The following is a 20521-nucleotide window of genomic DNA, read 5'->3' as shown; positions in this document are numbered from 1 at the left end:
GAGGCCGCAAAACTTTTCTGCAACCTCGGCGCGGGCAGCGGGGTGATGAAGGCAAGCGCGACTGATGTTCGGTCGCCCATACCTTCAACCCAACCTTCCCGCCATGATCTCCTCGCTCAAAAAAATCACCGCCGCCGTCACGGTTGCCTCGGTCCTCGCTGTCTCCGCCTTCGCCGCTTCGCCGGGGTATGTCGACTTCGGCAAGTTCGCGCCCGAAGCCGGCAAGCAATTCGTCGAAGTCGATATCAATGCCTCCCTGCTCAAGCTCGCCGCGGTCTTCGCCGGTGGTGAGGAGCCGGAAGTCGCGGCGCTGCTCAACAAACTCGAGCGCGTTCGCGTCAACGTCTTCGGCATGACCGAGGACACCCGCGCCGACACCCTCGAGCGCATCAATGGCCTGCGTGAGAAGCTCACTGGCGAGGGCTGGAACAAGGTCGTCACGGTGCGCGAACACGAGGGTGATGACGTGGCCGTCTTCGTGAAACAGGCCTCCGACGATGCCATCCACGGCGTCGTGGTCACCGTCCTCAGCCGCGATGGTGAAGCGGTGTTCGTCAACGTGGTCGGCGACGTGGCCATCGAGCAGATCGCCAAGCTGGGCGAGTCCCTGGACATCGAGCCGCTGCGCGAGCTGAAGATGAAGCGCTCGCCCGAAGCGGTGGAGAGCTGATCTTCACCACCCCTCCGCCATCCACGAACCCTCGACGTATTCACGAAATGACGACGCCCTCCACTCCTCCCGCCACCCCGCGCGCGCCGCGTCGCGGTTTCCGTCTCGGCCATTGGTTCTTGATCTGCTTCGCGGCCCTGGTGGTCGTCGCGGTGGTTGAAGCCGCCAGCATGTTTCGGCTGAACCGTGAGGCGGGCGAGGTGCGCGCCGCCATCGACCGGGTGATCGCCGGCGAGGCCTCGACCGAGGTGCAGTTCTCGGTGGGGTCGGGGGCGATCGGCCTGGTGCGGTTTGTGGCCGGCTTCATTGACGAGGTTCCGCCCGAAGCGCTGAAGGCGCTCGAGGCGGTCAACCACGCCAGCGTGGGCGTCTACAAGCTCACGAGTCGGCCGGACGAGGCGACCCGCGTCGAAATGATGCAGGTCACCGCGGCGCAGATGGAGTCGGAAGGCTGGCACCGGGTGGTGGCGGTGCACGACGGCTCCGACCTGGTGATGGTGTTCGCGCCGGCGGATGCGCATGATCCGGACGAGCTGCAGCTCTGCGTGGTGGTGTGCGGGGATACGGAGCTGGTGGTGGTGTCGGCCAACGGTCGCGCCGGACCATTGCGCGAGATCGCCGAGATGCACGCCGGCGAGTGGCGCCGCTCGCTGCGGCAGGATCGCGCCGACGTGATGTAAAGTTGCGCGGGTGGTGGGCTTGACCGCGGCGGCCCACCCCGCGTTGCATGCGGGGGTGAAACCCGCCGCGATTGTCCACCTCGATGCCGATGCGTTTTTCGTGTCGGTCGAGCTGGCCCTGCGGCCCGAACTGCGGGGCAAAAGAGTTGCCGTGGGCGGACGGCAGCGGGGCATCATTTCCTCGGCGAGTTACGAAGCGCGGGCGGCGGGAGTCTACACCCCAATGCCGACGCAGCGGGCGCTGCGGGTTTGTCCGGACCTGATCATGCTGCCGCACGAGGGCAACTACGGCGAGGTTTCGCGGCGCATGTTTGATTTGTGCGAGGAGGTGACGCCGCTCGTGCAGCGGAATTCGATCGACGAGGGTTACCTCGACCTGGGTCCCTGTGGGCTGCGCGATGCGGCGGCGGTGGAAGCCTGCACCCGACGGCTGCAGGCGCGGATTTGGGACGTGCTACAAATCCCGGTTTCGATGGGCATCGCGACCAATCGCTTGGTGGCCCAAGTCGCGAGCAAGCTGCGCAAGCCCCGTGGTTTTGTGGTGGTGCCGCGGGGCGAGGAGGCGGCGTTCATGGCGCCGCTCGACATCGGGGTTCTGCCGGGTATCGGCAAAAAGACGCAGGAGCGGCTGGCGAGTCGCGGCATTCACCAGATCCGCGATGTGCTGACGCGTGGGGAGGCCGAGCTGGCGTCATTGTTCGGCCGCGATTGGCGAAGTTGGGTCGAGCGTTGCCAGGGCAAGGACGAGCGCCCGGTTGATCCGGATCGCGGCGAGGCGAAGAGCTACTCGCAGCAGGAGACTTTTGGGCACGACATTCGTGAGCCGGCGGCGATTCACGCCATCGCGAAGGGCATGGTGGATCACTTGCTGCCGAAAGTGCGGGCGGACGGCAAACGGGTGCGGACGCTCACCGTGCTGGTGCGTTACCCGGATTTTTCGCAGGAGTCGGCGGGCCGGAGTCTGCCCGAGGCCGCGGATCTGGAGACGGCGTTTTACCCGCTCATCCCGGTGCTGGTGAAACAGGCGTGGACGCAGCGCCGCCCGCTGCGCTTGATCAGTGTTAAGCTCTCGGGGGTGGAAGATGGCGCGAGGCAGTTGGACATCTTTGGGGAAACGGACGAGCGCCGACGACGGCTCGCGGGCTGTCTGGATCAGTTGAATGCCAAGGGTGGGGCGGGGGTGCGTCACGGGCATCAACTTGAGGTGCCGGGCGCGGGCCGGCGGCGCGGAATGGCGCCCCCGGACCGGCGTGGGCCGTAGCGGCGGCCCAATCGGCGGCGAACGACTCACCATTGAGACAGGGTTATTTACCCTATAAACATTTCTGTCGCGTCGTTGGCCCTCGGCGTCGAACTTGCACGCACTTTACCCCGATGGCCTCCACTCTGAAGTTTGGACACCTTTTACGCTCGCGCCGATTCTTCTCGCGTCTCGGGTTCTTGATCACGTCGCTGGCGCCGGTGTGCCTGTCGGCGGCGACGATCAACGGATTTAATGTCGATGATACCTCCGTCCCGGTTGAGCACATCGTGCGGGCCGCGCCGGCCAAGGACAGCATCCCGGCCTTGACGGACCCCAAGTGGATCGACCCCGCCGACTGTGCTTTCCTGACGGACGAAGATGAGGTGTTGAGCGTTACGATCGGCGATGAAACCCACGCCTATCCGCTGCGGGTGTTGGTGTGGCATGAGATCGTGAACGATCGCTTTGGCGACGTGCCGGTGGCGGTGACCTACAGTGCCCTGAGCGGGTCGGGGCTGGCCTTTGATCCCGGTCGCGGTGCCGATGGGGCGCCGCGCACCTTTGGGGTGTCGGGGCTGCTCTATAACAGTTGTCTGCTCATGTATGACCACGAGACCGAGAGTCTTTGGTCGCAGTTGCGGATGAGCAGTGTGGCTGGGGCCCTCAATGAAACGGAGCTCACGCCGCTGCCCACCCGCCGCATGACTTGGGCGGCCTGGAAGACGGTTTTCCCGACGGGCAAGGTCTTGTCCACCGACACCGGGGTGGAGGCCGACTACCAAGGCGAATGGCCCTACGGCAACTACGCCGAGGACCGGGCAACGATTTTCCCCTTCGACATCAATCGAAACGAGTTCGGCACCAAGGAGCGCATGATCGGTTACCGCGGTGAGCACTCCGAGCGGGCGTGGCCTTTGGAGAAACTCAAGGAAAAGGGGCAAATGTATGACGCCATCGGCTCCCAGACGGTGAAGGTCATCTACGACGAAACCAGCGGCGACGTGCAGATCCAGGACATGAGCACGCGCGAGTTCCTGCCGGTGGTGTCGCTCTACTGGTTCGCCTGGCAGGCGTTTTATCCGGACACCTCGGTCTGGATTCCGCTGAAGTAGAGCTGGGGGACAGGCTTGCCAAAACGAGCGCGGCACGTGCAGTGCTGGTTCGTTTCACCTGATTTTCCTCATGCCGATCTACGAGTATTACTGTCCCGACAACAACACCGTCTACCAGTTCTACGCCAAGTCCCTGGCCCAAGGGCAGACGATCCCGAAGTGCCCCGACAATCCGAAGTTTCGCATGCGCAAGATGGTCTCGGGCTTCGCCATCACCAAGGGCGGCAGTTCGGACGAGCCGCCGCCGAACCTCGCGGCAGCGGGCGACGATCCCGATGACGCGCGCATGGAGGCGGCGATGGCGGCGATGGAAGGCGAGTTCGCGCACGTTGACGAAAACGACCCCAAGGCGATGGGGCGCATGATGCGGCGCATGGCGGAACTCACGGGCGAAAAACTCGACGGCGAAATGGAAGAGGTCGTGCGCAAACTCGAGGAAGGCGCCGACCCGGATTCGTTGGAAGAGGCCTTTGGCGATGACCCCGGCGGCGACGGCATGGATCCTTACGGAGACCCGATGGGCGGACCAGCTGGCGGCGACGCGCCGGACCCGAAGGAACCGCGGCACCGCTTTCGCGCCCGACTGCGCCCACCGCGGCGCGACCCGGCGCTCTACGATTACGAGTAGTCCCGGTGGCAACAGAGAGGGGGGGCGCCGCCCGACCTTTTTGTCGCCATCGTCCCCAAGCCTCCCGCAAGGTCGGCGTTCCATGTCCGACGTTCCGCCTGATTCTGATTCTGCTCTGCTGCAACGTATCAACGCCGCCACCACGGTGGTGCTGGGCCAGCGCTCGCGACTGCACCAGGATCTGGGGCGGGTAAGCAGCCAATGGAAAGAGGACGGGAGTCGGGTGACTGCCACCGATCATGCGATCTCCGATGCGATCCTCGCCGAACTCGCCTCGGCTTTTCCCGAGGATCAGGGCTTCAGCGAAGAGTTGCTGACCGATTCCGCCCTGGTCGCGAGCAGCGAGTTCGCCTGGGTGCTCGATCCCATCGACGGCACCAATAACTTTGCGACCGGTTTGGCGCAGTGCGCAATCTCGTTGGCCCTGCTGCGCGACGGCCAGCCGGTCTACGGCGTGATCTATGATGCGTCCCGCCGGCTGTTGATGCACGGAGGTCCCGGCCTCGGCATGTGGGATGGCGAGCGCGAGTGTCGGGTGCGCGATCGCCCCTTGAGCCGGAAATCAATCATCGGTTTTCACAGTCCGCATGAAGCCGGCAGATACCCGGGCCAGGCGGAGGCGCTGGTGGAGCGCTACAAGTTGCGCGCGCTCGGGAGCAGTGCGCTGCATCTCGCCTACGTCGCGGCCGGGCTCTACGACGGGGCGGTGGACCACAACGTGAAATTGTGGGACATCGCCGCGGGCATCGCGATGATTCGGGGGGCGGGCGGCGACGTTGTCTTCCTGGCCAATGACCCCTTGCCGCTGCGTAGTTTTGATGTGGATATGCCGCGGATCTTTTATGTCGGCGGTGCCCAAAATGTGCGCCACGAACTCGTGGCGGTTCTGACCGCGGTGGCCAATTGAGCGCCGGCGAATCGCGGCCCGGGTGGTAGGGAAAGGCCCAATACAGGCTTTTCGAGCGCTCGCGGGCCGGCAAACACGGGTCTGAACGCAGTTTTGCATTGCTACAGTGGCGATCACCGGGATTGCCTTTGCCGTCCACCTTCGTTCTTGTCCGGTTGAAACAAACCCTGCCATGGCCAAAAAAGCACCCAGCCCCGCCTCCCCCCTCACTTTTGACCTGCCTGTTTCGTTGATCGAAAAGATCACCTCCGCACAGGCCAAGATGGGTCTGGCGTCCACCAGTGAAGTCGTTCGCCTCGCGCTCGCTTCGTTTAACTTCGATCGCTACGAAAGCACCCGCGAAGAGCATCGCCAGATTTCCGTCCGCCTCCCCGGCGACATGAAGACGGTCCTGACCCGCACCTCCAAGAAGAAGAAGGTGAGCGTGGGTGAGCTGCTCCGCGCCGCTCTCGATGATCTTTCCGTGACCAAGCCGGCCAAGCCGAAGGTCGCCAAGGGCAAGAAGAAGGTCGCCAAGCCCGCCGCCAAAGCGGCGAAAAAGGCTCCGGCCAAACCCGCCGCCAAGAAAAAGGCTCCGGCCAAGAAGGCGGCCAAAAAGGCCAAGAAGAAGTCCCGCTAAGCGCGGCGCGACCTTCTCACCGCCAACCTCCCGCAAGCCCCCACCACGGTGGGGGTTTTCTTTTGCCCATATCGCGGGCGTGGCCGTAGCCAGCCCGTCGCGGGGAGGGCCCGCGATGGTCTTGATTATTTCTGAAAGGCTTCCAAGGTCTGGCCCGTTTTGACCATGAGCCAAGCCTCCGCGCCACTATCCACTTGGGCCCTGAATGTCTCGCCTTCGCCGACGCTCGCCGTCGACGCCAAGGCCAAGGCCCTGAAAGCCGCGGGTGAAGATGTCTGTGGTTTCGCCGCCGGCGAACCCGACTTCGACACTCCCGAACACATCAAGGAGGCCGCCGCCAAAGCCTTGCGCGAGGGGAAGACCAAATACGCCCCGACCCCCGGTATCCCTCCGCTGCGTGAGGCGCTCGCCGCCAAGTATACGGATGTCTACGGCCTGCCGACCGATCCGGCGCAGGTGGTGGTGAGCCCGGGCGGCAAGTTTTCCTGCTACCTTACGGTGTTGGCCCTGTGCTCACCGGGAGACGAGGTGATCGTGCCGGCGCCGTATTGGGTGAGCTACCCGGAGATGGTGAAGCTCGCGGGGGCGGTGCCGAAGTTCGTCGTCGCGACCGATGAGACCGGCTTCAAACTCACGCCGGCGATGCTCGAGGCCGCGATCACGCCCAAAAGCAAACTGATCATTCTCAACTCGCCCTCCAACCCTTCCGGCGCGGTTTACTCTCGCGAGGAGCTTGAGGCCATCACGGCCGTGGCGGTGAAGCACAACCTCACGATCATGTCGGATGAGATCTACGAGCATTTGCTCTATGACGGCGTCTCGCATGTTTCGCCGGCGAGCTTCTCCGAGGAGGCGCGTGCCCGCACCGTGATCGTGTCCGGTTTTGCCAAGACCTTCTCCATGACCGGCTGGCGTCTCGGCACCATTGTGGCGCCCAAGCATGTCGCGAAAGCGATTGCCGACCTGCAGAGCCAGATGACCTCCAACGCCACGACCTTTGCCCAGTGGGGGGCCTTGGCCGCCTACACGGAGTGGGACAAGACCAAGGCCGCGTTGGACGAGATGTTGGTGGCCTTCGACCGTCGTCGCAAACTGGTGCACACCGCCCTCAACGAAATTCCCGGCATCACCTGCCAACTCGCCCAAGGCGCGTTTTACCTCTTCCCGAATGTCTCAAGCTTTGGCGTCGATGATATGGATTTCTGCGCCCGCCTGCTCGAAACCGAGAAGGTTGCGGCCGTGCCGGGCAGCGCGTTCGGCACCGACGGTTTCCTGCGCATCAGCTACGCCACGGCGGATGCGACCCTGGAAAAGGGCCTCGAGCGCCTCGCGCGGTTCTGCGGCACGCTCTGAGCTGCGGAATCGGGCCTTGTCGGGCTGATTCGGATACAGCCGGCGCCACGGGCGCCGGCTTTTTGTTGCTATCCCCATTTTGGGGGAACGTTGGCGCGTTGAGATTGTTCCAAACCTCCATGCGCAGCGCGATGATTCTACTCAGCAGCCTGTTCCTGATCGGACCGGCGGCGACCGGCGCGGTGGCCGCCGCCCAGTCCGCGGAGCTCGGCGAGGATGTGAGCGTGCCCGGCCTGCCGGGGCGCCTTTTTGTGCCGGCGCCGGAACGCTGGGCGGATGTCAAACGTCCGCTCATTGTCGCCCTCCATGGTGGTGGGGGTGGGGGGACCGACAACCTCTCCAGTTTACGGTATATGGGGGCGCTGATGGACTCGGCGCCCGCGCGAGGTTTTTTCCTCTACGTGCCTCAGGCACCGGTGAGCTGGTCGAACGCGGCGCTGCAGCAGCGTATCGTGGACCGGATCGACGCATTGGTGGCCGGGCGAGAGATTGATCCGGGGCGCATTTATCTGACGGGATTTTCGCTGGGTGGAGGTGGAACGTGGAATCTCCTGCATGCCCATCCGGAGCAATTTGCGGCCGCGGTGCCGATCTGCGCGCAGGCACCGTTGGCGACGTTCTCCGCCAAGGGGGTGGCCGGGGTTCCGGTCTGGGCCTTTCATGCGCGCGACGACGGTTCCATGCCGGTGAGTGGGACACGAACGGTGGTGAATGCGCTGCTGGAGGAAGCGGGTTTGTCGCCGATCGACTTCCAGTTCATCACGTCCGACGATTTTGTGCTCATCGAAGATGGCGCGGGGCTGCGCTACACGGAATTTGCCCGCGGCAATCACGAGATTTGGCCGCAGGTTTATCGGGATGATGCGCTTTTCGAATGGCTTTTGGCGCAGTCTTCGCAGGGCGCGTTCCCCGCCGCCGGCGGACCGCGGGTGTTGAAGCATCCGGAGAGTCAAACGGTTCCGCCAGGGGGCACGGTCCGCCTGGCGGTGGAAGCGGTGGCCCGGGCAGGCGAAGTGCGGATCGACTGGTGGAAGGATGGCGGTCTCATTGCGGGGGCGACGGGCACCGTGCTGGACTTGACCGCAGTCACGGGCGACGACGGTGGCTCCTACCGTGCGCGACTGCGGGATGATACCGGGGAACATTGGAGCCGGCCGGCCCTGTTGCGCGTGGGCGCCGCCGAGGCGGGACCGTTGCTCAATCTTTCCGTGCGTGCCCAGCTCGACGATGGCGACGACGCGCTCGCGGCGGGATTTGTCGTGGGCGGGAATGCTCCCAGCCGTTTCCTGCTGCGGGCGGTCGGACCCGGATTGCGGGAATACGGCGTAACCACGGCGCTGGAGGATCCAATTTTGGTGCTCAACTGGCTCCGGGACGGGACGAGTGAAGTGTTTACGACCGGAGACGATTGGTCGGGCGATCCGGAATTGGCGGCGATACGACGCGAATCCGCCCTGCAGGTGGGAGCGTTCCCCCTGGAGGAAGGAAGTCGGGACGCGGCGCTGGTGGTTGACCTGCCGGCGGGGGTGTTCTCCGTCGAAGCCCGCAGCCGGGATGGAAGCGGCGGAACGGTGCTGGTGGAAGTTTACGAGTTGCGTTGACGCACCAGCTCGGCGGTGGCGCGGGCGCATTGCACCACACGGTTTTCCACCTCAGCGTTGGCGATGCGGTCGCCGTCAAAATCGGCCGGAGTAGCGTAGACGAAGCGCGGGACCACGACGCAGCGGAAGTCGAGCATGAGGCTGTTGGCCGCAGCCATGACCGACATGTAGGACGAAGCGCCACCGGCGGCGTTGAGAAAGGCGACGGTCTTGTCTTCCCACGCGTCCTTGCCGGTCAGTTCCATGAGATTCTTGAAGCCGGCGTTGAGATCGTAGTTGTAGATCGGCGCGGCGACGATGATGCCCTGCGCGGCGGCGAGGGTTTTGCCGACCTGAGCGGTGTTGGGGTGGCCGTAGGCCGCGCCGCCGTCACAGAACGGCAGCGGCAGGTCTTGGAGATCGAGCCATTCGCAATCGACTCCATCGGCTTGCAGGGTGGCCAAGGCGTGGCGTGCCAGCAGGCGACTCTTGCTCTTCGGATTGAGGCTGGTGGAGAGGATGAGCAGGGACATGGCGGCGAGTGAACACAAGTTGGCCCCGAGGGCAATGACCTCGGGGCCAACGGACTCCGTTATGGGTGACTAGGAGCGGAGAGGGAGGTGCCCCGCCCGGTTCCCACCGGACGGGGCGGTGTCGTCAACCCACACCCTCAGGGGCGTGGAAGGCGTGAAGAAGGAACTGCTGCCTTCTAGTGCGCGAAAAGCACCGGTGCCGGCTCACGGCCGGCACGAATATCGCGAAAATTCCCGGTGAGCGGGTGGATTCCTACCCGCGGTAGGCCTCGGCAAGGGCCGCGGCGACGTTGGCCGGCACAAACTTGGAGACGTCGCCACCGTAGCGCGCGACCTGCTTGACGAGGTGGGAGCTGGTGTAGCTGTAAGCCTCGGCTGGCATGACGAAGATGGTTTCAATCTTCGGGTTCAGGTGGCGGTTCATGAGGGCCATGTTGAACTCGAACTCGAAGTCGGAGAGGGCGCGCAGGCCGCGGATGATCGCGGTCGCTTCCTGTGCCACCGCAAAATCGACCAAGAGACCGCTGAACGTGGTGACCGAAACGTTCGGCAGTTCCGCGAGGTTGGGTTCGATCATGGCCACGCGTTGGGCAGGCTCAAACAGCGGCCCCTTGCCGGGGTTGTGCGCGACCGCTAGGGTGACCGTGTCAAAGAGACGGGCGGCGCGGCGGAGCACATCGAGATGGCCGTGGGTGATCGGGTCGAAAGTGCCGGGGTAGATGCAGTGGCGCATGGGGTTGCAGCGAATAGACGGCAGCGGCTTGGCCGGAGCGAGCGCAAATCGTGACGTTTCCGGGGTTGCCAGCGCGGAATGGGGCGCCGTGAATCGACGCAATGCGCTGGAATTTGCCCAACGTGCTGACGGTCTCCCGGGTCCCCATGATGTTTTTGGTCGTGGGGCTGATGATCGCGGAGTTCCACCTGGCGGCGACGCTGGCGTTTTGGCTGTTCATCGTCGCGGCCTTGTCCGACTGGCTCGACGGTTACATCGCGCGCAAGTCGGGTCAGGTTTCGCAGTTTGGCCGCTTCATGGACGCGGTGATCGACAAGGTCATGGTGCTCGGCCTCATGGTCGCGCTGATCGAGGGCGACTACTTTGGTAAACTCACCTTGGCGGCGATGATGGCCTGGCTGTGCATCCTCACCCGTGAGTTTGCCATCTCGGGTCTGCGCATGATTGCCGCGGTGAAAGGCATCGTGGTCGAGGCCGACAAGAGCGGAAAGGTGAAGACCTTCACCCAACTCAACGCCATTGGCTGGTTGATGGGCACGCGGATGCTCTCCCAGGATTTTGGCGATCTGTTTCCAGGCGACGAAGTGATCGTGATTCGGATCGTGCACATCGTGGGCCTGAGTCTTTATTTCCTTTCGGCTGTGCTCACGGTGACCTCCGGCTGGTCCTACCTTCGCCGCCACCAGCACGTGCTGGCAGACTGAATAACGCGCGATGATCAATCTGCGGCAACCAATCTGGCCGCGCTTTCTGCCGATGCAGATGGTGCTGAATTTCGCGACCCTTGGCCCGGTGGGACGCATTCGCAAAGCGCCGGGCACTTGGGGTTCCGTCGCGGGGTTGTTGTATTTCACCCTGTTCTTCTATGACGTCGGTTGGTTCGGCACGCTGCTGTTTGGTGCGGTCGGCATCTACGTGTCGGTGGCGATGTGCGGGGAGGCGGAGTTCCGGCTCGGGCGGCGTGATCCGGGCGAGGTGGTGCTCGATGAATTTGTCGCCATCCCGTTTTGCTTCTTCGGTTGGCGCGAGGTGGCCGTGTTGTTGCCCAACTGGGCGGCGCCGTGGGCCGTCTTTTTGGCCGGATTCGCGCTGTTCCGTCTGTTCGATATCTGGAAGCCGGGACCGATTGGTAAGCTGCAAGACCTACCCGACGGTTGGGGGGTGGTGGCTGATGACATCGCGGCGGCGCTGGCGGCGTGCCTGACGTTGCACGTGCTCGCGCAAATCGCGGTCCGGGTGCTCTGACCCGCCAAGTTTGTCACGTGGGACGTGACAAATGGGAAAGGGGCGGGGGCGGGGCGCGGGGCTCGTTACAGGTGTCGGGCGAGGAACTGTTCGATGTGAGAGTAGAGCTCCACGGAATTCTCGATGAACGCCGTGCCGTGGCGTTCGTCGCTGAGCAGCAACGCCTGGTGCTCGATGCCGTGATCCTCCAATTCGCGGATCAAGCGACGGGACTCGCCGACGGAGACGACTTGGTCCTCCTTCCCGTGCGCGACCAAGACCGGTATGCGAATCTGATCGACGCGGCGTAGGGGGGAAATGCGATCGTAGAACTCGGGCCTTTCACGCGGGTCGCCCAAGTGCCGGATGAGCAATTGATGTTTGGGATTCTCGTGCCGGTAGACGGCGGCGGTTTTGACCATCTCCTCCCAATCGAACACGCCCGCAAAGCTGACCGCGCACTGGTAGAGATCGGGTTCCTCGACGGCGCCCATCACGGCGAGATAGCCACCGAAGGAGCTACCCATGATCGCGATGCGGTCGGGGTCAACGTAGCCTGACGCGGCCAACGCTTTGGTGGCCCGCGTCACGTCGTCGTGCATCTTGAAAAAGTCCCAGTTGTCGTCTTTCGGGAATCGCCAGGCACTGCCCGTCGAGCCGCGAAAGTTAGGCTGAAGGACGGCATATCCGCGGCTGGCGAGAAACTGCACCTCGGGATTGAATCCCCAATAGTCTCGCGCCCAAGGGCCGCCGTGCGGCAGCACGACGAGCGGCGCGGGATGCTCCTTTGAGGCGCCGCGAGGGAGCGTGACGTAGGCGTCCAATTCAATGCCTTCGGCGGTCTTGAACTGGATGATGTTCATGCGGTTCATCCGTTCCGGATCGAGCCAGGGGCGCGTCTCTGAAATCAGCGTGACCTTCTTTTGCTTCAGGTCGACGAGGTGGTAGCTGGCCGGGGCTTGGTCGGAGTAGACTTGGACGATGAAGCGATCGACCTGATCGTTGCTGCTGCGGATTCGCACCACCCGGCCGGGAAAGAAACCGTTCAACGACTGTTGCAGCTTTTCGTAGGATGGATCGAACCACACCGAGGTCGGACCAGCTCGGTCATAAATCGCCCCAACGATGCGTTTCGTGTGTCGGTCGCGGTAGAGTGCCCCCGTGAAATTGTAGGCGGGATCCTGAAAGATGAGTTTTCCGGTTTCGCCGGAGCGCGTGTTTAGCTCGACGAGTTTGCCCGGTTCGCCGGTGGCGAACATTTCGGAAGCGATCAAGTTTCCGGGCGTGTCGGCGACTTGGTGAATATCGTAGGCATCGAGGTCGATTGGGGAGGCGTGCCACTCCTTGTCTTGGAGCGCGTGCAGTCGGGGCACGCCATCTCGCACGGTGTAGGCATAGGCCAGATTACCGGAGCGATCGGATTGGTAGTCCACGACCTGTCCCCAGTCGGATGCCAATGTCGGATATCGCCCGACGATATGTTGCTCGTTGACGTATTGAGCGAAATCCCAATCGGAAAGGTTGCGCTGCGACGGGCGACGGTTGTCGATGTTGAGCTTCGCGTTTAGCTCGACGGGCCCGAGGTCTTTCTTGCCCTTGGTTCCGCCTCGAATCCAAACGATGGGCCGCAGCGGATTATCCTCCGGAACACCGATGATCCGTGTGACGCCGAAGCGATTCAGGTAATAGGTCTTGGTGCGTTTGCCCAATTCGGCCACCAGCATGCTGTCGGCGTATCGCCTCTGGTAGGACAGGTTGAACATGATCCGATCGTCGGTGAGCCACGTGTAGCGCGAAACCTCCTTCTCGTTTTGCCCGCGCAGGAACTCGGTTTCCCACGTGGCGACATCCAGGATCATCAACTGGTGTTCATCCGTTTCGCTGACCACGATGCCGGCGATGCGCGTGCCGGCGTCGTTGATGGAGGGCGTGCGAATTCGACTGGATCGAAAAAAGTCGGCGATCGGAATCGGTTGATCAGCTGAGACCGGAGTGAGTCGGGTGAGATCGATGTCCTCGCCCCGGCCCGTGGCAGCACCAAGCAAGAAGGCCATGCACACGAGGGCCGGGTGAAGGAGTGTGGGGTATCGGGGGGCAATCATGGCGTGTGCTGATTCCGGATAGGGGAAGTCCAGCGAGGCAGAGTCCATTCGCTTTGGCGAATCCCAAGCTGTTGTTGGCGTATGGCAGCCGGCCTCCGCGCTCGTGCCGCGGCGGCATGTCGCGACCTCGAAGGTCGAGGGTCGTCACTTGGTGCGGGTGGCGGAGACGAGGGTGACGGCGGGGGCGATCCAACCTTCGCCGCAGGTGAGCACGCGAGCGTCTTTCGCGGCGCCCCATTGCTGCAGCACCTTGCGGGCCGCGACGAGTTCCTCGGGCGCTTTTTGGCCCTTCATGGCGAGGAGGCGGCCGCCGATGCGGGCGTGAGGGAGGCACCACGGTGCGAGCTTCTTCAGCGCGGCGACGGCGCGGGAGGTCACGATGTCGGCTTCGCAGGGCGCGATGCTTTCGGCGCGGCCCCAGATGACGTCGACGTGGTCGGCGAGACCGAAGGCGGCGACCATCTCTTCAAGGAACTCGCAGCGACGTTGGAGCGTATCGACGAGGATGAGATGCAGGTCGGGGCGGACGAGCGCGAGCACCATGCCGGGCAGTCCGGCGCCGGTGCCGATGTCGACGACCTTGGCATTCGGTTCGATGGCTTCGGCCATGGCGGCGCAATTGAGGAGGTGGCGGTCCCAGAGGATCGGGACCTCGCGCGGACCGATGAGGCCGCGGATGACACCGTCGGAGGCGAGGGCTTCGCCGAAGCGGGTGAGGCGATCGATCGCGGCCGCGTCCAAGCGCTCGCGGGCATGGGCGGGCACCGGCGGCAGGGGGATGAGCTCCTCGGAGGGATCGTTCATCGCGGCAGGAGTTTCAGGTCGGCCAGAGGCACCGGGACATGCAGGCCCTGCTGCAGCACGTCGACGGTGATGATGATGCCGCTGGGATTGGCGGGGTCGTCGATGACGCCTTCGAGTCCGCGCAAGGGGCCGCCGACCACGCGCACCGGGTGACCTTTGGTGAAGAGCGGGTGGACCGTGGCCTCAAAGCCGGAACTGACGATGCGCTGCACGTCGGCCAGTTGCCGCAGGAACAGCGCCTCGTCGCCGACCGGCAGGACGCGGGCGAGCAGGTCCTGCTGGTAGATGCGGGCTTTGCGTTCGTCGGGCACGCGGGCGAAGACGTAGCTCGGAAACAAGGGTTTGGTGTGCGAGCGCTCGCGGTTGCCGTAGCGCTTCACGCTGGTGTAGAGCGGCAGGTAGTGCGCCATGCGTTCGGCGCTGAGGAGGGCGGAGAATTTCTTTTCGCAGCGTGGTTTGCAGTGGCAAACCCACCACGATTCGCCTTCGGCGCTGGCGAAGGCGCTGAAGGGTTGGGGCTCGGCGTCGCTCACGCTTGCAGGAGAAAACGCACGGCGGCGTAGTAACCTTCGAGGCCGAGGCCGGTGATCACGCCGACGCAGGCGGGGCCGGTGAGGGAGGTGTGGCGAAACTCCTCCCGGCGGTAGATGTTGGAGATGTGAACTTCGACGGCTTTGAGTTTGGAACCGAGCAGCGCGTCGCGCAGGGCCACACTGGTGTGGGTGAGCGCGGCGCCGTTGATCACGAGGCCATCGATGCCGGCGTCGGCGAGGGCGGAGATTTTGTCGACGAGCGCGCCCTCGTGGTTGCTCTGGAAAAAGGTCAGCTCGGCCTGGCTGGCGAAGGCTTCGGTGAGTTGGCGTTCGAGATCGGCGAGGGTGGTGGAACCATAGATTTCGGGCTCACGTTTGCCGAGGCGGTCGAGATTGGGGCCGTTGAGAATGGCGATGCGTTTCATGGCGGAGAAAGGTCGGACAGGAGCGACGGAACCTAGAGAGGGTTTTCGGTGCGAATGAACTCCCAAGGCAAATCGAACTTCGCGGCAAGCTCGGCGGCAAGCGCCTGCACGGCGTGGACCTCGGTGGCGTAGTGACCGCAAAGGAAAACGTTGAGGCCGTTTTCCTGAGCGACATTGAACCACTCTTCGCGGAGTTCGCCGGTCACGAGGGTGTCGATGCCGGTCTTCACGAGTTCCTTCATGGCGCTGTTGCCGCTGCCGCTGCAGAAGGCGATGCGGTGTGGCGCGGCGGAACCGCAGGTGATGGTGACGACGCGATCGTATTGCGCTTCGAGGGCGGCTTGAAGCGCTTCGCGCGAGCCCGTCCACGGCGCGGAGCAGCCGACCGCCTCGCCCTCGATGATCATGAAGGGCTGATCCGGGGTGAGGCCGAGTTGTTTGGCGAGCAGGGCATTGTTGCCGATCTCGGCGTGGCCATCGAGCGGCAGGTGATTGGAGTAGAGCGCGCAGTTACCGTCGAAGAGGGTTTTGACGCGGCGGTAGACCGGCCCGGTGAGGAGCTGGGGCATGTCCCAATACATGCCGTGGTGCACGATGAGGAAATCGACGCCGGCCTCAGTCGCGCGTTGGAAGGGCACGAGTCCGGCGTCGACGGCCGCGCCGATTTTGGTGACGGTGCCGTTGTTGGCGACCTGCAGGCCATTGCGGGCGCCGGGCGCGTCGGTATAGGCGCTGAGGCGGGTGCGTTCGTTGCAGTAAGCGACCAGTTCGTCGAGAGATGCCATGGTGGGGACCTTAGGAGGAAGGGCGGGTGGCTTTCGAGGTGGATTTTTCCGGGCATGGGTCTTAGCGGTGAAGGTCATGGAGCAACCCGTTGCCGAACTCGACCTGACCAACCCCGTCGACCTGATCGCCGAAGCCGCGGCCAAGTTTGGGCAGCGTCCGTCCTGGGACGACTATTTCATGGCCACGGCGGTGCTGCTCTCGACCCGTTCCCCCTGCGAACGCCTGCATGTGGGCTGCCTGCTGGTGAGTGGCGGCGACCGTCGCAATCGTATCGTCGCCGCCGGCTACAATGGTTTTCTGCCGGGCGCGCCGCACACTTCGCGGCTGCACGACGGTCACGAACAGGCGACCGTGCACGCCGAGCAAAACGCGGTGGCCGATGCGGCTCGTCGCGGCTCGTCGCTGGACGGCTGTGTGGCCTACGTGACCCATTATCCGTGTATCAACTGCGCGAAGATCCTGGCGGCCGCCGGCATCGCCGAGATCCGTTACCGCGCCGATTATCGCAACGATCCCATCGCGGGTGAGGTGCTGGCGGATGCCGGGGTGAAGGTGACGCAACTCTGAGTCGATCCCACCGCGGCAGCCCTTCCCCTAATTCATGATTGAGAACGGCGAATCTCAGGAGCATCTGGCCGGTTCGCTGTTGCTGGCGCATCCGGGATTGAAGGACCCCAATTTCCGCCGCGCCGTCGTGTTGCTCTCCGCGCATGACAAAGAGGGCGCGATGGGCGTGGTGCTGAACCGGCCGACCGGGAAGTTTTTGGGCGATTTGGATGAAGCGTTTGGCGGGGGCGCCTTGGCGGAGGTGCCGGTGTTTGCCGGTGGCCCGGTGCAGACCGATCGGCTGCTCATTTGCGCTTTGGGATTCCATCCCGATGGCGAGGGCCTGCGTTTGCATTTTGGGATTGAACCCGCTGAAGCCGAAAAACTCGCCGCGGCACAGGGGGATGCTTTCGTCATGCGGGCCTTTGTGGGCTACGCGGGGTGGGGCGGGGGGCAGTTGGAGAACGAACTTGAGCACGACACCTGGGCCGTGAGCGCCATTCCCTCCAATCTGCTCGATCAGGAGCAGGACGAAACCCTGTGGCGACGCGTCCTCGCGCAAGTGAGCCCCGAGTGGAAACTGCTGGCCGAGGAACCGGACGACCCCGAGCGCAACTAAAACCGTTCCATGGCCGGGGCCTTGGTGGAGCCCGCGCCAGCAAACAGTGGGCGGCTCAAGGGCGCACGAATTCAGGAAGAAGGGCAGGGCTGATCTTGGGTTCGGGATATGGCGGTTGCGCCCCCGTTTTGGCCCAATGCGTGAAACAGGAGAATGGGGGCGCAAAGATAAACCGGATAAAAGTAGCGCAGATCGGGCGTGGGAATGAGGAAGACGATTGTCCCGAGCAAGGTCGCGATTGGAATGAAGGGAAGGAGGCCGCGGATTTTGTTTCTTCGCCAAGCCACGTAGGCCAGAAACAGCATCGTTAAGTTCAGGAGCGAGGGGCGAAACGCCAAAGAAAAGGGGAGGCGCTCGGTCAGGCGGCCAATGTGATTGGTGTAGCGGGCGAAAAACGGTCCCGGCCAAGGGCTATAAACCACCCCCAGGGTGTTGGATTGAACACCGTTGTAGTAGACCGCTCTCGCTTCAACGAAGGGGTTCCAGACAACGCCCGTCTGATCCACGGTCGCTCGGAGGGCGAGAGCCGGTTCTTGTTTGGCAGCTTCCCACCATGCGAGCAGAAAGGGTCTTGGCGCATCAACGACGGATTGAGCCGAAAACTCCGGGTGAAACTTCAGCCAATCGACAGAATGGGGCGAATCGCGTTCCTGCCAAACACGCCACGGCGCGACACGTTCAAACACCTCCCGTTGCTCGCTCGTCACCTTGCTGGATTTGGCAGAGATCAGCGAGATCTGCTGCAAGGGAATCGCCATCAACTCCGTGACGGGAGAATTCCGGGCGTGGAGCCCGACGCGGAGGAAAAAATTCCAGCCGAAAAACAGGATCAGGAAGCTCACCAGCAGACCCCATCCCAACTTGCGTGTCGGCAACAGGAACCAGAGGACCAGTTGGGAGACCGCGACGATTGCGATGCCTTGGTGGCGGAACAAAACAATCCCGCAGCCGCTGAGAAGCAGGGTGGCGACATCCCGGCGCGACGGCTGATGGTCGGGACGCCCCAACTGCGCCAGCGTCAAGGTGTAGAACGCCATTGCGATCGAGAAAAGAATGTCCTTGAGCATGGTGGAAACCATGTTGCCGGGCAGGGGATGCAGCACAAAAAACAGGGCCGTCGCCAGCAAAGCGGCGGGACTCGCGCGGCGCTTCGTAAGATCCCGTAAGATCGCGATAAGCAGCAGCAGCATGAGGGCAAACTGCAACACGACAAAGGATGCGGGGGACGCCCACAGCGCAGCACACGCTTTGATGACGAGCGTGTGGGCGACTGGATGCCAATTGTTGTAGTTCCCCGTTAATGCCTGATTCCATTGATCGATCGAATCCGGAGTCATGTTCGCGGGGTAGTGTCCGCCCCATGCGGCCAACCATGAGATCGCGGCCAACAGGATGGCCCCGCCGGTAAAGTAGACCGGTCGAGTTCGAATGAAGGTGTCGAGGTCGGTCATGGGCGTTTGTGTTGCTGGGCGGGCCTCTCGGTTGTTGTCAGATGCCCAGCGCGGTGCGGTAGATGCGCGGCACCCGCTTGGTCACCGAACACAAGGTCTCCCAGGGAATAGTCTCCGCCCAGGCGCTGAATTCGCCGACACTGATTTCCGCGCCATGTTGTTCGCCGATGAGGGTGACCTCATCACCCGAGGCGACGGCGTCGAGGTGGGTCACGTCGACGATGGTCTGGTCCATGGTCACGCGGCCGAGAATGGGACAGCGGCGGGCACCGATGAGCACGGCGCCGCGATTGCTGAGCAAACGGTTGATCCCGTCCCCGTAGCCGGCGGTGAGCACGGCGACGCGGGCGTCGCGGTCGAGGCGATGTGTCTGGCCGTAGCTGATGGCGGTGCCGGCGGGCAAACTCTTCACCAGGCCCACGCGTGTTCGAAAACTGAATACAGGTTCCGCGTGCACATCGGCCAGCAGGGAGCCGGGACGGGGCAGGATGCCGAATTGGAGCAGGCCGACGCGCACCGCGTTGAAGGGCCCGGCGCGTTCGATCGTTTCGAGGCCGGCGCTGTTGTCGGCGTGGACGAGCAGCGTGGCCGGATCAAGCCCGTCAAAGGTCGCCAAGGCGGCGCGAAACCTTTGGCGCTGTTCGGCGGTGAATTGCGGATCGTCGTCGGAACTGGAGTAGTGGGTGAAGATGCCGGCGAGGTGCAGACCGGCGGCGTCACGGATTTTTTGATACACGGTGCCGGCCTGTTCGTGCCAGACTCCCGCCCGGCCCATCCCGGTGTCGATCTTGAGGTGAACCGAGATGGGGCGACCGGCGCGTTCGGCCGCCGCGTCAAAGCGGGCAACCTCCTCCGGTGAAGAGACGGTGACCGCCACGTCGTAGCGAGCGATGTGATCGTCCTCGTCCGGGACCAAGGGGCTGAGCAGGAGGATGGGCCAGCCGGAGCCCAGCTCACGCAACGCGGCGGCTTCGGCCAGGGTGGCGACGGCAAAGAGGTCGGCGCCGGCGTGCATGAGGCGGGCGGCGACCTGGTGCAGACCATGGCCGTAGGCGTCGGCCTTGACGACCGCGACGTAGCGCATGTGCGGTGGCAGCGAGGCGCGGATGCGGCGCAGGTTGCGTTCGAGCGCGGCGAGATCGATTTCGGCCCAGCAGCGCAGAGGCAGTTGGGTGCGCGGCACGCTCATGCTGAGGCCTCCGGGGCCCGATGCACTTGGGGCGACCAACGGGCGTAATCCGGCGCTTCGAGCTGGAAGGCGTCGGGTTCGGGACAGTCGCGCAGCAGCGGGACATCGATCAGCTCGCTGGTGAGTTGGGCTGGCTCGTAGGGCACGATCTCCGGCGGTGGGGCGGGGAGGGGCGTCCACGTGCGAAACCCGGTGGGCATGCGCACGGTGCCGAGCGCGGTGGTCGGCACCCGTTCAATCGGCGTGAGGTTTCCGGCCCCATGGGAGACCGTGAGCTGATGCCACGACTGCCGGCGGGCATCGCAGATGAAGGCGTCGCCGGGCTGGCCGTGGGCGCGGGCGGTCAGCTCAAGGCTGCGGTAGCTCCAGATCGGGCGGGGACACAGCGCGACCCACGTTCGCAGGGCCGCAGCGACGGTGCGGATGCCGAGCATGGAGCCCGGACCTTCGCAGAAGATGAACCCGTCCATCTGGTCCGGTTTCGCCGCCAGTTCGGCCACGAGAGCGAAGAACACGGAACTGGCTTCGCCCTCGCGCCGCCGCCAGCGGACGGGGCCGTCGTTCGTGGTCACGCCGACATGGATCACAGTTGAAGCGGCGTCGATCAGCAGCAGGGTCGGGTGATGGGCTTGAATCTCGCGGAGGGATTGCACGGCGAACAGGGCAGCGGACTCAAGGCGGGCCGCCGGACTGGTGCAAGCGTGCAGCCGGACCCGGGGCGCAATCCGGCATTGACCGCGCCGAAGCCGACTCCGTAGGTTGGCCAATTCTCTCTACGAATCCT

23 protein-coding genes are annotated in these 20521 nt (G+C 64.0%); 13 read left to right on the top strand and 10 right to left on the bottom strand.

What is annotated here, in order from left to right; genetic code table 11:
* The first annotated feature begins 103 nt into the window (after nucleotides 1-103).
* The 9 genes from AC0MRV_RS19475 (at nucleotide 104) to AC0MRV_RS19435 (ending at nucleotide 8813) form a co-directional block, all read left to right on the top strand.
* The gene (locus tag AC0MRV_RS19475; RefSeq protein WP_472766183.1) at nucleotides 104-670 is read left to right on the top strand and encodes a DUF4252 domain-containing protein; all 567 of its coding nucleotides are present in this window, start codon (nucleotides 104-106) and stop codon (nucleotides 668-670) included.
* 47 nt (nucleotides 671-717) lie between these two features.
* Complete coding sequence (locus AC0MRV_RS19470) at nucleotides 718-1350, top strand: hypothetical protein (RefSeq protein WP_472766182.1); 633 nt, start codon at nucleotides 718-720, stop codon at nucleotides 1348-1350.
* A 55-nt stretch (nucleotides 1351-1405) separates the two neighbouring features.
* Nucleotides 1406-2611: a Y-family DNA polymerase gene (locus AC0MRV_RS19465; protein WP_472766181.1), complete on the top strand. Its 1206-nt coding sequence runs from the start codon at nucleotides 1406-1408 to the stop codon at nucleotides 2609-2611.
* A 179-nt stretch (nucleotides 2612-2790) separates the two neighbouring features.
* Complete coding sequence (locus tag AC0MRV_RS19460) at nucleotides 2791-3705, top strand: DUF3179 domain-containing protein (protein WP_472766180.1); 915 nt, start codon at nucleotides 2791-2793, stop codon at nucleotides 3703-3705.
* 70 nt (nucleotides 3706-3775) lie between these two features.
* A complete protein-coding gene (locus AC0MRV_RS19455; protein WP_472766179.1) occupies nucleotides 3776-4333 on the top strand; it encodes an FmdB family zinc ribbon protein in 558 nt (185 codons plus the stop codon).
* Between the two features lie 82 nt (nucleotides 4334-4415).
* Entirely contained in the window at nucleotides 4416-5240 is an 825-nt protein-coding gene (locus AC0MRV_RS19450) for an inositol monophosphatase family protein (RefSeq protein ID WP_472766178.1), read from the top strand.
* Nucleotides 5241-5412: 172 nt separating this feature from the next.
* Nucleotides 5413-5859, top strand: a complete 447-nt coding sequence (locus tag AC0MRV_RS19445) for a hypothetical protein (RefSeq protein WP_472766177.1) — start codon at nucleotides 5413-5415, stop codon at nucleotides 5857-5859.
* Between the two features lie 165 nt (nucleotides 5860-6024).
* Nucleotides 6025-7212 (top strand): pyridoxal phosphate-dependent aminotransferase, encoded by a 1188-nt coding sequence (locus tag AC0MRV_RS19440; protein ID WP_472766176.1) that lies wholly within the window; start codon nucleotides 6025-6027, stop codon nucleotides 7210-7212.
* 131 nt (nucleotides 7213-7343) lie between these two features.
* On the top strand, nucleotides 7344-8813 hold the full coding sequence (locus tag AC0MRV_RS19435; RefSeq protein ID WP_472766175.1) for a hypothetical protein: 1470 nt from the start codon (nucleotides 7344-7346) through the stop codon (nucleotides 8811-8813).
* Here AC0MRV_RS19435 and AC0MRV_RS19430 read toward each other — a convergent pair.
* Together AC0MRV_RS19430 and coaD are read right to left on the bottom strand one after the other, a co-directional pair.
* A complete protein-coding gene (locus tag AC0MRV_RS19430; protein WP_472766174.1) occupies nucleotides 8798-9325 on the bottom strand; it encodes an NADPH-dependent FMN reductase in 528 nt (175 codons plus the stop codon). The genes AC0MRV_RS19435 and AC0MRV_RS19430 overlap by 16 nt on opposite strands.
* 253 nt (nucleotides 9326-9578) lie before the next feature.
* Nucleotides 9579-10058, bottom strand: a complete 480-nt coding sequence (gene coaD / locus AC0MRV_RS19425) for a pantetheine-phosphate adenylyltransferase (protein ID WP_472766173.1) — start codon at nucleotides 10056-10058, stop codon at nucleotides 9579-9581.
* Between the two features lie 101 nt (nucleotides 10059-10159).
* Between coaD and pgsA the strand changes: the two genes are divergently transcribed.
* Together pgsA and AC0MRV_RS19415 are read left to right on the top strand one after the other, a co-directional pair.
* Entirely contained in the window at nucleotides 10160-10762 is a 603-nt protein-coding gene (gene pgsA / locus AC0MRV_RS19420) for a CDP-diacylglycerol--glycerol-3-phosphate 3-phosphatidyltransferase (protein ID WP_472766172.1), read from the top strand.
* Nucleotides 10763-10772: 10 nt separating this feature from the next.
* A complete protein-coding gene (locus AC0MRV_RS19415; protein ID WP_472766171.1) occupies nucleotides 10773-11303 on the top strand; it encodes a phosphatidylglycerophosphatase A family protein in 531 nt (176 codons plus the stop codon).
* Between the two features lie 65 nt (nucleotides 11304-11368).
* Here AC0MRV_RS19415 and AC0MRV_RS19410 read toward each other — a convergent pair whose 3' ends face one another.
* From AC0MRV_RS19410 to AC0MRV_RS19390, 5 genes are all read right to left on the bottom strand, one after another.
* Complete coding sequence (locus tag AC0MRV_RS19410; protein WP_472766170.1) at nucleotides 11369-13336, bottom strand: alpha/beta hydrolase family protein; 1968 nt, start codon at nucleotides 13334-13336, stop codon at nucleotides 11369-11371.
* 192 nt (nucleotides 13337-13528) lie between these two features.
* Entirely contained in the window at nucleotides 13529-14188 is a 660-nt protein-coding gene (gene rsmG / locus AC0MRV_RS19405) for a 16S rRNA (guanine(527)-N(7))-methyltransferase RsmG (protein ID WP_472766169.1), read from the bottom strand.
* On the bottom strand, nucleotides 14185-14721 hold the full coding sequence (gene nusG, locus AC0MRV_RS19400) for a transcription termination/antitermination protein NusG (RefSeq protein ID WP_472766168.1): 537 nt from the start codon (nucleotides 14719-14721) through the stop codon (nucleotides 14185-14187). The genes rsmG and nusG overlap by 4 nt, the downstream gene beginning before the upstream one ends.
* Entirely contained in the window at nucleotides 14718-15146 is a 429-nt protein-coding gene (aroQ, locus tag AC0MRV_RS19395) for a type II 3-dehydroquinate dehydratase (RefSeq protein ID WP_472766167.1), read from the bottom strand. Before aroQ ends, nusG begins: the two co-directional genes overlap by 4 nt.
* Nucleotides 15147-15178: 32 nt before the next feature.
* On the bottom strand, nucleotides 15179-15931 hold the full coding sequence (locus tag AC0MRV_RS19390; protein ID WP_472766166.1) for a Nif3-like dinuclear metal center hexameric protein: 753 nt from the start codon (nucleotides 15929-15931) through the stop codon (nucleotides 15179-15181).
* A gap of 76 nt (nucleotides 15932-16007) precedes the next feature.
* Here AC0MRV_RS19390 and AC0MRV_RS19385 point away from each other — a divergent pair, with 76 nt between their 5' ends.
* Both AC0MRV_RS19385 and AC0MRV_RS19380 read left to right on the top strand, forming a co-directional pair.
* On the top strand, nucleotides 16008-16499 hold the full coding sequence (locus AC0MRV_RS19385) for a deoxycytidylate deaminase (RefSeq protein WP_472766165.1): 492 nt from the start codon (nucleotides 16008-16010) through the stop codon (nucleotides 16497-16499).
* A 34-nt stretch (nucleotides 16500-16533) separates the two neighbouring features.
* Nucleotides 16534-17097, top strand: a complete 564-nt coding sequence (locus AC0MRV_RS19380; protein ID WP_472766164.1) for a YqgE/AlgH family protein — start codon at nucleotides 16534-16536, stop codon at nucleotides 17095-17097.
* 71 nt (nucleotides 17098-17168) lie between these two features.
* On the opposite strand, the gene AC0MRV_RS19375 is transcribed toward AC0MRV_RS19380, so the two are convergent.
* The 3 genes from AC0MRV_RS19375 to AC0MRV_RS19365 are packed head-to-tail and all read right to left on the bottom strand — an operon-like array spanning nucleotide 17169 to nucleotide 20390.
* A complete protein-coding gene (locus AC0MRV_RS19375) occupies nucleotides 17169-18548 on the bottom strand; it encodes a DUF6020 family protein (RefSeq protein ID WP_472766163.1) in 1380 nt (459 codons plus the stop codon).
* Nucleotides 18549-18585: 37 nt separating this feature from the next.
* A complete protein-coding gene (gene alr, locus AC0MRV_RS19370; protein ID WP_472766162.1) occupies nucleotides 18586-19737 on the bottom strand; it encodes an alanine racemase in 1152 nt (383 codons plus the stop codon).
* Complete coding sequence (locus AC0MRV_RS19365; protein ID WP_472766161.1) at nucleotides 19734-20390, bottom strand: hypothetical protein; 657 nt, start codon at nucleotides 20388-20390, stop codon at nucleotides 19734-19736. Before AC0MRV_RS19365 ends, alr begins: the two co-directional genes overlap by 4 nt.
* Between the last annotated feature and the right edge of the window lie 131 nt (nucleotides 20391-20521).

Source organism: Actomonas spartinae, assembly GCF_051209155.1.
Classification (GTDB): Bacteria; Verrucomicrobiota; Verrucomicrobiia; order Opitutales; family Opitutaceae; genus Actomonas.
The sequence above is the reverse complement of the archived record's forward strand: the minus strand, read 5'-3'. Positions and strand labels throughout refer to the sequence as shown.